Source organism: Mycobacterium gordonae (assembly GCF_001417955.2).
GTDB lineage: Bacteria > Actinomycetota > Actinomycetes > Mycobacteriales > Mycobacteriaceae > Mycobacterium > Mycobacterium gordonae_B.
In genome coordinates this window covers 43,710-58,327 of the sequence record NZ_LKTM01000257.1, presented here as the reverse complement: position 1 = coordinate 58,327, position 14,618 = coordinate 43,710, and the positions used below count along the sequence as shown (strand labels likewise).

Annotated in this window: 12 protein-coding genes, 1 pseudogene and 1 riboswitch; of the genes and pseudogenes, 12 read left to right on the top strand and 1 reads right to left on the bottom strand. The window is 66.8% G+C overall.

Annotation, left to right across the window (positions count from 1 at the left end):
- Positions 1 to 150 (bottom strand): annotated as a pseudogene (locus tag AO501_RS37330) (ISL3 family transposase); the annotation flags it as partial.
- 209 nt (positions 151 to 359) lie between these two features.
- Here AO501_RS37330 and AO501_RS18710 point away from each other — a divergent pair.
- The 12 genes from AO501_RS18710 to AO501_RS18655 all read left to right on the top strand — a co-directional run bounded on the left by AO501_RS18710 (position 360) and on the right by AO501_RS18655 (position 14,487).
- On the top strand, positions 360 to 683 hold the full coding sequence (locus AO501_RS18710) for a DUF732 domain-containing protein (protein ID WP_055579138.1): 324 nt from the start codon (positions 360 to 362) through the stop codon (positions 681 to 683).
- Between the two features lie 254 nt (positions 684 to 937).
- Positions 938 to 1,237: a type VII secretion system ESX-5 target PE19 gene (locus AO501_RS18705; RefSeq protein ID WP_055579137.1), complete on the top strand. Its 300-nt coding sequence runs from the start codon at positions 938 to 940 to the stop codon at positions 1,235 to 1,237.
- A gap of 312 nt (positions 1,238 to 1,549) precedes the next feature.
- Positions 1,550 to 1,846, top strand: a complete 297-nt coding sequence (locus AO501_RS18700; RefSeq protein WP_055581207.1) for a WXG100 family type VII secretion target — start codon at positions 1,550 to 1,552, stop codon at positions 1,844 to 1,846.
- 17 nt (positions 1,847 to 1,863) lie between these two features.
- Entirely contained in the window at positions 1,864 to 2,148 is a 285-nt protein-coding gene (locus AO501_RS18695) for a WXG100 family type VII secretion target (RefSeq protein WP_055579135.1), read from the top strand.
- Between the two features lie 98 nt (positions 2,149 to 2,246).
- Positions 2,247 to 3,149, top strand: coding sequence for an ESX secretion-associated protein EspG (locus AO501_RS18690; RefSeq protein ID WP_055579134.1), 903 nt, complete (start codon positions 2,247 to 2,249; stop codon positions 3,147 to 3,149).
- 278 nt (positions 3,150 to 3,427) lie between these two features.
- A complete protein-coding gene (eccD, locus tag AO501_RS18685) occupies positions 3,428 to 4,939 on the top strand; it encodes a type VII secretion integral membrane protein EccD (RefSeq protein ID WP_055579133.1) in 1,512 nt (503 codons plus the stop codon).
- Complete coding sequence (gene mycP, locus AO501_RS18680) at positions 4,917 to 6,716, top strand: type VII secretion-associated serine protease mycosin (protein WP_055579132.1); 1,800 nt, start codon at positions 4,917 to 4,919, stop codon at positions 6,714 to 6,716. Before eccD ends, mycP begins: the two co-directional genes overlap by 23 nt.
- On the top strand, positions 6,713 to 7,939 hold the full coding sequence (eccE, locus tag AO501_RS18675; protein ID WP_055579131.1) for a type VII secretion protein EccE: 1,227 nt from the start codon (positions 6,713 to 6,715) through the stop codon (positions 7,937 to 7,939). Before mycP ends, eccE begins: the two co-directional genes overlap by 4 nt.
- Positions 7,936 to 9,771, top strand: a complete 1,836-nt coding sequence (gene eccA, locus AO501_RS18670; RefSeq protein WP_055579130.1) for a type VII secretion AAA-ATPase EccA — start codon at positions 7,936 to 7,938, stop codon at positions 9,769 to 9,771. Before eccE ends, eccA begins: the two co-directional genes overlap by 4 nt.
- 461 nt (positions 9,772 to 10,232) lie before the next feature.
- Positions 10,233 to 11,495 carry a PPE family protein gene (locus tag AO501_RS18665; RefSeq protein ID WP_055579129.1) on the top strand — a complete coding sequence of 421 codons (1,263 nt, stop codon included), beginning with the start codon at positions 10,233 to 10,235 and terminating at the stop codon, positions 11,493 to 11,495.
- A gap of 54 nt (positions 11,496 to 11,549) precedes the next feature.
- Positions 11,550 to 12,737, top strand: coding sequence for a PPE family protein (locus tag AO501_RS18660; RefSeq protein WP_055579141.1), 1,188 nt, complete (start codon positions 11,550 to 11,552; stop codon positions 12,735 to 12,737).
- 132 nt (positions 12,738 to 12,869) lie between these two features.
- A riboswitch (M-box (ykoK) riboswitch) is annotated at positions 12,870 to 13,041 on the top strand.
- A 309-nt stretch (positions 13,042 to 13,350) separates the two neighbouring features.
- Positions 13,351 to 14,487, top strand: coding sequence for a PPE family protein (locus tag AO501_RS18655; RefSeq protein WP_055579128.1), 1,137 nt, complete (start codon positions 13,351 to 13,353; stop codon positions 14,485 to 14,487).
- Positions 14,488 to 14,618 lie beyond the last annotated feature (131 nt).

Sequence of the window (14,618 nt, the reverse complement as noted above, 5' to 3'; positions counted from 1 at the left end):
GCAGCGACGGCACCACCGGTCCTCATCGGCGACCCTGCACGCCAGCACCGCACGGTCGGCGGCAACCTGTTGGCCGGTCACCTCCAACCCGAGCTCGTCGAGGCGGCAGAACGTGGTCAGATCAGGGCACGCGAAGGTAGCGTCAGGCACGTCGAGGTCTTTCGGATGGGCAGCGTGAGAACTCCCATCTTCGGAAGACCTCGACCCCTATCCCGACAACGACGCGCCGAGCACCCCTACACCCTCATCTGCGAAGAGCCGGTAAACAAAAAAAGTACAACTACCGCTCAACTGGAACCGCGGGCCGGCACTGGCGAAAATTGGGGCGCAAGTAAATCCGAAGTGGTGGGAGCCGCCGAATGTATTCGCGTCGTATGGTGCCGGCAGTGCTGCTCGCATTGCTCTGCCCACTGGCGGTCGCGACCGCACACGCCGATACGACCGACGACAAGTTCATCGCCGAACTCAAGTCCGAGGGCATCATCGACCACGTCTCCAATGCGCATGCGATCGAGGCCGGGCATTTCGTCTGCGTCAAACTCGACAACGGCATGTCACCCAGCGACGTGGCGAACGACGTGCTGAACAGCAGCAGCATGCCTGCCTACCACTCCGGCTTCTTCGTCGGCGCGGCGATCGACGCCTACTGCCCGCGCCACAAGGCCGAACTGCCCGCCGCGTAGACCGTTGCGCACGCCGGGAAAAGCCCAGCTCACCGCCTGCCGAGGGATAGCCGGGTACGAGGTTGCTGTGGACTGCCGCGAGTGTCCTCCGAAGCAGGTCAGGCGCTGTTACTGTGTCGTTACGAGAGGTCAACTCGTATTGCCGTCTAGTGAACAAATGTCGACCAGGCGGCATCGAAGGCGACCTGGCGCCAGGCAGTCATCTACTCTCGTCCAGGGAGCGGTTGCTGGGATGAATTTAGGGAGGAAACAGCATGTCGTTCGTGACCACACAGCCGGAGGCGCTGGCCGCTGCGGCCGGAAACCTGCAGGGTATCGGCACCACGATGAGCGCTCAGAACGCTGCCGCTGCGGCACCGACCACGGGGGTGGTTCCTGCCGCAGCCGATGAGGTCTCGGCGCTGACTGCGGCCCAATTCGCCGCGCACGCTCAGATGTACCAGGCCGTCAGCGCTCAGGCCGCGGCCATTCACGAGATGTTCGTCAACACCTTGTCGACCAGCTCCGGCTCGTACGCGGCCACCGAGGCCGCCAACGCAGCGGCAGCCGGCTGACGGTTTGGCGCACTGAGATTTCGGGACGGGCAGCCGGGGGCGTGAGGTCCACTGCGACGTTCCAAATGGCGGTGATTTCGGGGTTTGACGGCCGGTCGGGGCCGTCGCTCACGGATCACCTGCATTCGCCGTCAATCCGGACACCGGCGTTCGGGTTCGACACCTTTCCGACCGTGGAGCACCCGGTGGCCGCCGGCTGACCGAAAGGGGAGATTCGCAGTACTACCGGTCGGCGGATACGTCCGCGTGTAGCCGATCGGCCATCGTGCCTTAACTAACCGATCAGCAGTAACGAGTTAAAGGAGAAATCAGGTGACTACACGTTTCATGACTGACCCGCACGCAATGCGGGACATGGCGGGCCGTTTCGAGACCCACGCCCAGACCGTTGAGGACGAGGCCCGTCGCATGTGGGCGTCCTCGCAGAACATCTCGGGTGCGGGCTGGAGCGGTCTGGCCTCGGCGACCTCGCTGGACACCATGGGCCAGATGAACACGGCGTTCCGCAACATCGTGAACATGCTGCACGGCGTTCGTGACGGACTGATCCGCGACGCGAACAACTACGAGCAGCAAGAGCAGGCCTCCCAGCAGATCCTCAGCAGCTAAGGAAAGGACTTCGAAAAATGACGATCAATTACCAGTTCGGCGACGTCGACGCCCACGGCGCGCTCATCCGCGCCCAGGCCGCCAACCTCGAGGCCGAGCACCAGGCCATCGTTCGCGATGTGCTGGCTGCCGGTGACTTCTGGGGCGGCGCCGGTTCGGTGGCTTGCCAGGAGTTCATCGCCCAGTTGGGCCGCAACTTCCAGGTGATCTACGAGCAGGCCAACGCCCACGGCCAGAAGGTTCAGTCAGCCGGCAGCAACATGGCGCAGACCGACAGCGCCGTCGGCTCCAGCTGGGCCTAAAACCGAACTCCAGGCGCGGCAGCACACCAATCACTGGTGTGCTGCCGTGTCCTGCAGTTAACTGGAAGTCCGAATAAAAAAAGACCATTGAGGTAGGGATGGATCAACAGAGCACCCGCACCGACATCACCGTCAACGTCGACGGCTTCTGGATGCTTCAGGCGTTGCTGGATATCCGGCATGTCGCGCCGGAGTTGAGGTGCCGGCCTTACGTATCCACCGACAACAATGACTGGCTCAACGAGCATCCCGGCATGGCGGTCATGCGCGAGCAGGGCATCGTGGTCGGCGACGCGGTCAACGAGCAGGTGGCCGCCCGGATGAAGGTACTCGCCGCGCCGGACATCGAGGTCGTCGCGCTGCTGTCGCGCGGCAAGCTGCTCTACGGCGTCGTCGACGACGAGAATCAGCCTCCTGGCTCGCGGGACATCCCCGACAACGAATTCCGGGTGGTGCTGGCCCGCCGTGGCAACCACTGGGTTTCCGCGGTGCGGGTGGGCAACGACATCACCGTCGACGACGTCGTCGTCTCGGACAGCGCCTCGATCGCCGCACTCGTGATCGACGGTCTCGAGTCGATTCACCACGCCGACCCGGCGGCGATCAACGCCGTCAACGTGCCCCTGGAAGAGATGCTCGAGGCCACCAAGTCGTGGCAGGAGTCCGGCTTCAACGTGTTTTCCGGCGGCGATCTGCGACGCATGGGCATCAGCGCCTCCACGGTGGCTGCGCTGGGTCAGGCACTGTCCGACCCCGCGGCCGAGGTTGCGGTGTACGCGCGCCAGTATCGCGACGACGCCAAGGGCCCGAGCGCCTCCGTGCTGTCCCTCAAGGACGGCTCCGGCGGGCGCATTGCGCTCTATCAGCAGGCCCGCACGGCCGGCTCCGGCGAGGCATGGCTGGCAATCTGCCCGGCCACACCGCAGCTGGTCCAGGTGGGCGTGAAGACGGTTTTGGACACTTTGCCGTACGGCGAGTGGAAATCACACAGCAGGGTTTAACAGCGCCGTTACCAAACGCGCGGTGTAACAACATTTTTGAACATAAAATGCGAGCGAGATGCCAACACGGCATACTGCTTTCGGAACGGGCTGCAAAACCTAAAACGCTATACGTCAACCACAACCAATAACCGCGAGGCGAGGCAAATGAAATCGGAGTCGGTCCAGCCGAAGCGCTATCCGGGCTGCAGAGTCGCAGACGCCCCGGCCAGTGCACCGGCACAGCCCCGCACGCGCTCGACAACCAATTCATTCGCTGAGGCAGGGGGTGCAGGACGATGACCGCAGTAGCTGATGCGCCACAGACTGACATTGAGGGCGTTTCGTCGCCCCGGGCTGTGGTCGTCGGAATCATGGCCGGCGAGGGGGTGCAGATCGGTGTCCTCCTGGACGCCAACGCCCCGGTCTCGGTGATGACCGACCCGCTGTTGAAGGTGATCAACAGCCGGCTCCGGGAACTGGGGGAGACCCCGCTCGAGGCCACCGGCCGCGGCCGGTGGGCGCTGTGCCTGGTTGACGGCACGCCGCTGCGTGCCACCCAGTCGCTCACCGAGCAGGATGTGTACGACGGGGACCGGCTGTGGATCCGGTTCATCAACGACACCGAGCACCGGTCACAGGTCATCGAGCACATTTCGACCGCGGTTTCGGCCAACCTGAGCAAGCGGTTCGCCGCGATCGACCCGGTCGTCGCCCTTCAGGTCGGCGCGACGATGGTGGCGTCCGGCGTGGTGCTGGCTTCCGGCGTACTCGGTTGGTGGCGCTGGCATCACAACACCTGGCTGACCACCATCTTCCTTGCGATCGTCGGTGCCGTGGTGCTGACCGTTTCAATGATGCTGTTGATGCGCGCCAAGACGGACGCCGACCGCCGAGTCGCCGACATCATGCTGATGAGCGGGCTGGTGCCGGTCACGGTTGCGGCCGCTGCGGCGCCCCCGGGCCCGGTCGGTTCCCCGCAGGCGGTGCTCGGGTTCGGCGTGCTCACGGTGGCAGCGGCGCTGGCCCTGCGGTTCACCGGTCGCCGGCTGGCGGTCTACACCGCGATCGTGACGGTCGCCGCGCTGGCGACCATCGCCAGCGTGGCCAGGATGGTGGCGGCCACCAGTGCGGTGACCATGCTCGCCTGCCTGCTGCTGGCCTGCGTGATCGTCTACCACGCCGCGCCCGCGCTGTCCCGGCGTCTCGCGGGTATCCGGCTGCCGGTCTTCCCGTCCGCGACCAGCCGGTGGGTGTTCGAGGCTCGGCCTGACCTGCCGACCACCGTGGTGCGCTCCGAGGGCGGCCCGCCGACCCTCGAGGGCCCGGCGTCGGTCCGCGACGTGCTGCTGCAGGCCGAGCGTGCCCGGTCCTTCCTGAGTGGCCTGCTGGTGGGGCTCGGTGTGCTGGTGGTGGTGTGCCTGACCGCGCTGTCCAACCCGCACACCCACGAGCGGTGGCTGCCGCTGCTGCTGGCCAGCTTCACCGCCGGGTTCCTGCTGCTGCGCGGCCGCTCCTACGTGGACCGCTGGCAGGCCATCACGCTGGCAGCTACCGGAGTGCTGATCATCGCGGCGGTGCTGGTTCGCTACGCCCTCGTGCTGGCCTCGCCGCTTTCGGTGTCGATCTGCGCCGCAATCCTGGTGGCGCTACCGGCCGCGGGCCTGACGGCTGCGGCGGTCGTGCCCAACACCGTTTACAGCCCGCTGTTCCGGAAGTTCGTGGAATGGCTCGAGTACCTCTGCCTCATGCCGATCTTCCCGCTGGCATTGTGGTTGATGAATGTCTATGCAGCGATTCGATACCGGTAGCAGCCGCTCGCGGCGCGGTCGCGCGATCAGCGCGACCGTCGCCGCGATGCTGCTGACCTCCGGCGCGCTCGCCGGAATGCCACCTGCATATGCGATTGCGCCTCCGACGATTGATCCGGGGGCGCTTCCTCCTGACGGCCCCCCGGGGCCGGTCGCACCGATGAAGCAGAACTCCTACTGCACAGAGGTCGGGGTCATGCCCGGCACCGACTTCAAGGTGCCGCCGAAGTACATGGAGATGCTGAACCTCAACGAGGCGTGGCATTTCGGCCGCGGCGAGGGGGTCAAGGTCGCCGTCATCGACACGGGGGTCACTCCCCACCCGAGGTTGCCGCGCCTGATTCCGGGCGGCGATTACGTGATGGCCGGCGGCGACGGGTTGTCGGACTGCGACGCCCACGGAACCCTGGTCGCTTCGATGATCGCGGGAGCGCCCGCCAACGGGGCCTCGCCACCGCCGGCGTCGCCCCGCCGTCCGGTCACCATCCCGACGACCGAGAAGCCACCGCCACCGCAGACGGTGACTCTCTCGCCGGTACCCGGCCCGACCATCACGGTCATTCCGGCGCCGCCGTCGCCATCGGAAGGCGCCGGGCCGGGCCCGGCTCCCGGTCCGGGGCAGGCTCCCTCGGGCAATCGCGGGGGCGGAACGGTGACGATCCCGGGCTACGCGGGCGGCGCGAAGGTGCACCCCATCGACAATCCGCGCCACCCGCATCCGCTGGCTCCGTCGACGACGACCACCAGCCCGAGTCCATCCAGCTCGTCGACCCCGCCTCCGCCACCGCCGCCGCCGAGTCCCAATGCGGCTCCGCCGGACGCCTTCAGTGGGATCGCACCTGACGTCGAATTGATCTCGATCCGGCAGTCCAGCCAGGCCTTCGGCCTCAAGGACGCCTACACCGGGGACGAAGACCCGCAGACGGTGGCCAAGATCGACAGCGTCGAGACGATGGCGCGCGCGATCGTGCACGCCGCCAACATGGGTGCGTCGGTGATCAACATCTCCGACGTGACCTGCATGAGTGCCCGCAACGTGGTGGACCAGCGGACGCTGGGTGCCGCGGTGCATTACGCCGCTGTCGACAAGAACGCGTTGATCGTGGCGGCGGCCGGTGACAGCAGCAAGAAGGACTGCAAGCAGAACACCATCTTCGACCCGCTGTCGCCGAATGACCCCCGCGCCTGGAACGCCGTCACCACGGTGGTGACGCCGTCGTGGTTCAGCGACTACGTGCTCACCGTCGGCGCCGTCGACACCAGCGGACAGCCGCTGTCGCAGATGAGCATCGCCGGGCCGTGGGTTTCCATCTCGGCACCGGGGACCGACGTCATGGGGCTCTCGCCCCGGGACGACGGCCTGATCAACGCGATCGACGGCCCGGACAACACGCTGCTGGTTCCCGCGGGCACCAGCTTCGCCACCGCGATCGTGTCGGGGGTGGCCGCACTGGTGCGTGCCAAGTACCCGGAACTGTCGTCGTACCAGGTGATGCAGCGTCTGATCCACACGGCCAGGCCGCCCGCACGTGGAGTCGACAATCAGGTCGGTTACGGTGTGGTCGACCCGGTCGCGGCATTGACATGGGATGTCCCGCAAGGGCCGACCCAGGCACCCAAACAACTCTCGGCGCCGCTGTCGCTGCCGAAACCGCCCGCCCCGCGCAACATGGCGCCGGTGTGGGTGGCCACCGGGGGCCTGGCTGCGGCATTACTGATAGGCGGAGCAGTGTTCGGTACAGCTTCATTGATGCGACGATCGCGGAAACAACGATGAAGGCGCAGCGCAAGCTCGGGTTGTCGTTGGCCTGGCCGCGCCTGACCGCGGTGTTCCTGGTTGACGTGCTGATCCTGGTGCTCGCCAGCCACGCCCCGGATTCGTGGCAGGGCGAGAACCGGGTGGCGTGGTGGGTCGGCGTCGGCCTGGCGGTATTGATCACGCTGCTGTCGATCGTCACTTATCACGGCATCACGGTCGCCTCCGGCGTGGCCTCTTGGCTGTGGGACTGGTCCGCCGATCCCGGTACCGCCCTCGGTGCCGGGTGCACGCCGGCCACCGACTTCAAGCGTCGTTTCGGCCGCGACACGGTCGGGGTGCGCGAGTACCGCGGCCAACTGGTAGCCGTGGTGGAGGTGGACGGCGGCGACGGGGACTCCTCGGCTCGCCACCGTCACCGGGCCGTGGCCGGGGGAGCGCCCCCCTTCCTGCCGGTAGCCGCGGTCGCAGATGGGCTGCGCCAGTTCGATATTCATCTGGACGGAATTGACATCGTGTCCGTTCAGGTGCGCGGTGGCGCAGCCGCCGCCCGGGCCTCGGCTTCGCTCGAGGAGTGGCAGCCCGAAGGCTGGGAGGCGAACGAAGGTGCCGGGGATCGGCCGGCTGCCGACCGGCGCCGCACCTGGCTGGTGCTGCGGATGAACCCGCAACGCAACGTCGCCGCAGTGGTGTGCCGCGACTCGCTGGCCTCGACCCTGGTCGCCGCCACCGAGCGGCTGGTTCAGGACCTGGACGGACAGACGTGTTCGGCCCGCCCCCTGACGGCCGACGAGCTGGCCGAGGTCGACTCCGCCGTGCTGGCCGACCTGGAGCCGACCTGGAGCCGGCCGGGCTGGCGGCACCTCAAGCACTTCAACGGGTTCGTGACCAGTTTCTGGGTGACGCCCGCCGATATCGACTCCGAAACGCTGGAAAGCCTGTGGCTGTCCGACGCACCGGAAGTGGGCGCTACTGTTCTCACCATGCGACTGACGACCCGGGCCAGGCGGCCGAAGCTGTCGGCGTTCGTGCGCTACCACAGTGAGTCCCGGCTGCCCAGGGAACTCACGGCGGGCCTCAACCGCCTCACCGGACGCCAGTTGGCGGCGGTGCGGGCCAGCCTGCCCGCGCCCTCTTCCCGTCCCCCGCTGGTCATACCGAGCCGCGACCTGCGCGACCACGACGAGCTGGAATTGCCGGTGAGTCATGAGCCGGAGCACGCAACCAGCTCATCAGCACAATGACGCGCGCGCAGTCAGCCGCCGAAGATGCCAGAAACGCCATGGTCGCCGGACTACTGGCTTCAGGTATCTCGGTCAACGGACTGCAGCCGAGCCATAACCCGCAAGTTGCGGCGCAGATGTTCACCACCGCCACCAAGCTCGACCCGGGCATGTGCGACGCCTGGCTGGCGCGGATCTTGGCCGGTGACCAGAGCCTCGAGGTCCTCGCCGGCGCCTGGGCGGCGGTAAGGACCTTCGGGTGGGAGACCCGCCGCCTCGGGGTCACGGACCTGCAGTTCCGTCCCGAGGTGTCCGACGGTCTGTTCCTGCGTCTCGCCGTCACCAGCGTGGATTCGCTGGCCTGCGCTTACGCCGCGGTCCTGGCCGAGAACAAACGCTACAAAGAAGCGGCCGAACTGCTCGACTCGGCCGATCCACGGCACCCGTTCGACGCCGAGCTGGTCACCTATGTGCGGGGCGTGCTCTACTTCCGCACCAAGCGCTGGCCGGACGTGCTGACGCAGTTCCCCGAGGCCACGCCCTGGCGGCACCCCGAGCTGAAGGCTGCGGGGGCGGCGATGGCCACCACCGCGCTGGCTTCGCTCGGAGTCTTCGAAGAAGCATTCCGGCGCGGTCAGGACGCCATCGAGGGGGATCGGGTCCCGGGTGCGGCCAACATCGCCCTATACACCCAGGGCATGTGCCTGCGGCACGTGGGCCGCGAGGACGAGGCCGTCGAACTGCTGCGCCGCGTGTATTCGCGCGACGCGAAATTCACCCCTGCCCGCGAAGCGCTGGACAACCCGAACTTCCGGCTGGTCCTGACCGACCCGGAAACGATCGAGGCGCGCACGGACCCGTGGGACCCCGAAAGCGCTCCGACGCGCGCCCAGACCGAGGCCGCCCGCCATGCCGAGGAAGCCGCGAAATACCTGGCCGAGGGCGATGCCGAGCTCAACGCGATGCTGGGCATGGAGCAGGCCAAACGCGAGATCAAGCTGATCAAGTCGACGACCAAGGTGAACCTGGCGCGCGCGAAGATGGGCCTTCCCGTCCCACTGACATCGCGTCACACGTTGTTGCTGGGGCCGCCCGGGACCGGCAAGACGTCTGTCGCGCGCGCATTCGCCAAGCAGTTGTGCGGGCTCACGGTGCTGCGCAAGCCACTGGTGGTGGAGACCAGCCGCACCAAGCTGCTGGGCCGCTACATGGCTGACGCCGAGAAGAACGCCGAAGAGATGCTCGAAGGCGCGCTGGGTGGCGCCGTGTTCTTCGACGAGATGCACACCCTGCACGAGAAGGGCTACCAGCAGGGCGACCCGTACGGCAACGCGATCATCAACACCCTGCTGCTCTATATGGAGAACCATCGCGACGAACTGGTGGTGTTCGGCGCGGGGTACGCCAAGGCGATGGAAAAGATGCTCGAGGTGAATCAGGGCCTGCGGCGGCGCTTTTCAACCGTCATCGAGTTCTTCAGCTACACGCCCGAGGAACTCGTCGCGCTCACCGTGCTGATGGGCCGGGAGAACGAGGACGTCATCACCGAGGAAGAGGCATCGGTGTTGCTGCCGTCCTACACGAAGTTCTACAACGACGAGACGTACTCCGAGGACGGCGACCTGATTCGCGGCATCGACATGCTCGGCAACGCCGGCTTTGTGCGGAACGTCGTCGAGAAGGCGCGTGACCACCGTAGTTTCCGGCTGGACGATGAGGACCTGGACGCGGTGCTCAACAGTGACCTCACCGAGTTCAGCGAAGCCCAGCTGCGCCGCTTCCGTGAGCTCACCCGCGACGACCTCGCCGAGGGGCTCAGCGCCGCGGTCGCCGAGGAGCGCAAGAACAAGTAACCCCTGAGGTCGGACCCGCGCACTCACCTGCCGCGGCACGCCGAATGGGTTGTGGCTATTGCCCTGCCGCTGCGGCTTCGGCCGGATACGCTGTGTGCAACTCGAGCTAGGCGAGAGGGGCGTACCTGGCCACGGCTGCTCTCCCGTGTGCCCGACGGCGACGGGAGGTGGGGCCGCACTGATCCAACCGACTACGTCTCTGCAATTTCGATGACCATTCTTCCCGATCCGGTCACGGCGCTTTCCCGTCGTCGGAATCGGCTGGCGCGACAATCCGGACACGCGGCGCCCGCAGCGCTTGCGTCATCGGCAGCACCCCGACACCACCTCAGCGGCCAAGTTCTGTAGCCGGGTCGGACCATCCCACAGGAGAAGTCCGATGACTATTCTTATAATCAATTGCGCTGCAACATGTTCCGCTGACGCCCCGGTCGCTGTGATCGGTTGAGGAGGCGGTGACAATGGATTTTGGCGCATTTCCACCGGAAGTCAACTCGCTGCGCATGTACTCCGGGCCCGGGTCGGCACCGATGCTGGCCGCGGTATCGGCCTGGGAGCGGTTGGCCACCGAACTGCAGTCGACGGCCGCCGCCTACGACACAGTCGTCTCGATACTGACCGACGACGGCTGGCGCGGGCCCGCGTCGGAGGCCATGCTGGCGGCAATCACGCCCTATCTGACCTGGATGACACTGACCGGGGTGAAGGCCGAGGAAGCCGCCACCCAGGCGGCAGCCGCGGCCGGCGCGTACGAGACGGCCTACGCCATGACGGTGCCCCCCGCGGTCGTCGCCGCCAACCGGGCCGAGTTGCAGCTGCTGGTGGCAACGAATCTGATCGGTCAGAACACGTCCGCGATTGCGGCGAACGAGGCCGCCTATGGGGAGATGTGGGCCCAGGATGCGGCGGCGATGTACGGCTATGCCACCAGCTCGGCGGCCGCGTCGACACTGACGCCGTTCAGCGCGCCACCCCAGGTCACCGATCCGGCCGGGCAGGCCGGCCAGGCGACCGCGGTCACGCAGGCGGCCGGTACCGCGGTGGGCACCGTGCAATCGCAGCTCCCGCAGTTGATGTCGTCGGTTCCTTCGACCCTGCAAGGCCTTTCGGCGCCGGCGGCCGCACTGGACGCCTTCCCGGGGGCCGGGCTGCTCGCCGACCTGCTGAATTTCCTGGACGGTAACGATGGGAATCCGTATGGCATCTTCCTGAATTCCAACCTGGTGAACGGGTTCGTGTCGGCCGGGTATGTGAGCCCCGCCATCGTGGCCCCGGCTGCGTTCGCTGGATTGGCCGACATCAACGCCGTCGCACTTGGCGCACAGCAGCAAGCGCTGCCACCGATGGGTTCCGGTGAGGGAAACGCTTCCTGGATACCGGCGGCGTCTCCGGCCAACCCGACCAACCTTCCCCCTTTGATGGATGTGGCCGAGGCCTCGTTCACCACGGGAGGCGGTGTGACGGCCGGAATCAACCAATCGGCCGTCGTCGGGCGGTTGTCCGTGCCGCAGACCTGGACGGCAGCCACGGCGGTGGTCAATCACGCCGGTGCGGCCGCACCCGGTGGTGGGTGGACCAGTACCGCGGTTGCGCCGCAGGCCGCGGCGGGTATGCCGGGCTTCCCCGGCATGCCGGTCGGCGGCATGTACGGCAACAACTTCGGCAATCCTCCGCGCTACGGGTTCCGGCCGACGATCATGGGGCGCCCACCGGCCGCTGGATGACAGGAGGGAGGCCACCGCGACATCGCTCACGATGGGCGAAAGGAGGTGCTGGTATTGGATTTTGGAGCACTCCCACCTGAAATCAACTCGCTGCGAATGTATACCGGGCCCGGTGCAGCGCCGCTGCTGGCCGCGGTGACGGCGTGGAACGGGATTGCCGATGAATTGCGTTTGACCGCAACGGTATACGAATCGGTGATATCGACGTTGGTCAGCGAAGGCTGGCTGGGGCCGGCGTCGGCCGCAATGACGGCTGCCGTCGCTCCGTACGTGACGTGGATGAGCGCGACCGGGCTACAGGCGGAGCAGACCGCCGGTCAGGCGGCCGCCGCCGCGGCCGCATATGAAGCGGCATTCGCGATGACCGTGCCTCCGGCGGTCGTCGCCGCCAACAGGGCACGACTGCTGATGCTGGTAGCCACCAACTTCCTGGGCATCAACACACCCGCGATCGCGGCCACCGAAGCCGAATACGCCGAAATGTGGGCCCAGGATGCGACGGCGATGTACGTGTATGCCGCCAGCGCCGCGGAGGCTGCGACGCTAACGCCGTTCCGCGAACCCGACCAGACCACCAACCCGGGCGGTCCGGCGGCCCAGGCGGCAGCCGTTTCCCAGGCGTCGGGTTCCACCGCCACGCAGACTGAGCTGCCGCAACTGATGTCCACAGTGCCCGGGAGCTTGCAGCAACTGGCATCTCCGGCAGCCGCCTCGCCATTCGACAACATCCCGCAGACCGGGTTGCTCGCCGACATCCTGAACTTCCTCGACGGAAATGACGGCAACCCCTACGGAATCTTCCTGAACTCAACGCTGGTGAACGGAGTCGTGTCGGCCCAATATGTGTCGCCCACAATCATTTTCCCTGCCACGACCGACGCGCTCGCCGACGTCGAGGCCGTGGCCGACGGGGCACTCGATGCCGCCCCCGCTGCCGCCGATGCCTCGTCCGCCACGGCGGGCCTGACCGCCTCGCAGTCGGGCGGTGTGGGCGCCGGAGTCAATCAGGCTTCCTTCGTCGGCCGGTTGTCCGTACCGCCGAGTTGGACCACGGCCGTCGAGGTCGCGAACCGCGCGGTCCCCAGCTCCGGCGGGGCCGTCACCGCGGCGCCAGAAGCCGCGGTAAACATGCCCGGAATGCCCGGGATGCCCGCTCCCACTGCCTACTCACGCAACTGGGGCAACGGGCCTCGATACGGGTTCAAGCTGACGATAATGCCCCGTCCGGTGGCCGCGGGCTGACGCCGGACCCCGCCGACGTAATAATTGCCGCCGTGTCCAATAAGAATTTTCGTTGACCCGAATTCTCGCGAATTGCCGGAAAATGCGGGCGTTGAGTTGACTCTTATCGTGTCAAGTGCCACGATGACTTTGCATGCACCTCGCTAGGTGAGGCGTCTGCACGGACACAGGCCACTGACCTCGAACGTCGAAAGACGCCCAGGGTCAGGACAGCTCTTCCCGGCTTAAGGGTTGAGCCCAAGTGGCTTCCGGCACCGGCCGGATACGCCGTGTGGTGCCAAAGCTCTGTCGAGAGAGGTGCTGGCCCAGCGGTTTTCCCGCTGGTCTCATCTCTGTGGCGTGCACCCGGCACCCCTGCGTGCCCCGGCCCAGAGGAGGTGAGAGCGGAGTGAGTCCCGACGACAGTCCCTATCCGAGATCGACGACCATTTCGTTTCGATCCGACCCGGGCACCATGTTCGCACTTTGAGTTGGAATTTCCGATAGTTTCTCGCGTGCGCTGATTTCCCAGTAGCGCGCCATTCAACCTGCGCGGAATAGCGCTGCGCGAATTGCGATCAATGCTGCCCGGAATTCTGTCCTGCCGGAAAACAGTCAGCCAAGGAGGCGACCGATGCCTGCCGCACTGGATTTTGCAGCGTTGCCGCCCGAGATCAACTCCGCGCGGATGTACACCGGGCCGGGCTCCGGTCCGATGCTCGCCGCCGCGTCCGCGTGGAACGCCCTGGCCGCCGAGTTGCGCGCCACCGCGTTGTCCTACTACGGGGTGCTGTCGACGTTGACCGGAGATGAGTGGCTGGGTCCCGCTTCGGCATCCATGGCAGCGGCGGCCATGCCGCAGGTCGCCTGGATGAGTGCGACCGCGGCGCAGGCCGAGCAGACCGCTGCGCAAGCGGAGGCCGCCGCGGCCGCCTACGAGGCGGCCTTCGCGGCCACGGTGCCACCTCCGCTGATCGCGGCCAACCGCGCGCAGTTGGCCGCGCTGGTGGCCACCAACGTCCTCGGCCAGAACACCCCGGCGATCGCCGCCACCGAGGCGCAGTACTTCCAGATGTGGGCACAGGATGCGGCCGCGATGTACGACTACGCCGGATCATCATCCGGCGCCACACAATTGAGCCCGTTCACCGAACCGCAAGAAGGCGCCAATCCCGGTGGACCGGGCGCACAGCCGGCCGCGGTCACCCAGGCGGCAGCATCTTCTGGTCAGCAGAGCGTGCTGTCTCAACTGATTTCGGCGGTCCCGGGAGCCCTGCAGGGACTCTCGGGAGGCAATGGGCCCGCAGGACAGAGCTTTTGGGCCGACTGGGGACCTAACGCCAATGTGTGGAACACCATCGCCTCCACCGGACTGTTGGTGCCCGGCAGCACCTTTGGCCCCTTCCTCGACATGCTTAGCGGCGGTGCCGCAACCGATGCGACGGAAAGCGCCGCGACGGCGGCTGGTAGTGCGGTCTCTAGTTCGGTGGAGTCCACGAGCGGCATTGCCGGCATCGTGTCCGCCGGTGCGGGCAATGCGGCTGGCGTCGGCAAACTTTCGGTGCCACCGGCCTGGACGGCGGCCACTCCGCTGACCGGCCCGCTGCACTCCGCGCTGGGCGGCACGCCCATGGTGGCGCCACCGCCGGCGGGAGCGCCCGGAATGCCGGGCGTTCCAATGGGCAACGTCGCCGGACAACCTTACGGCCGGGCCGTCCCGCAGTACGGCTTCCGCCCCACCGTCGTCGCGCGACCACCCGCCGCCGGGTGACGAAAGACGTATTGACCTGCGCGAAATGCCCTTTCAGGAAATCGTCAGGAAAGGTGCAGTCACGATACAGGTGTTCTTGGCTCCCGTTCCCTAACGTCTTACGTAGGTTGATTCCTAATGCTAGGAGAACA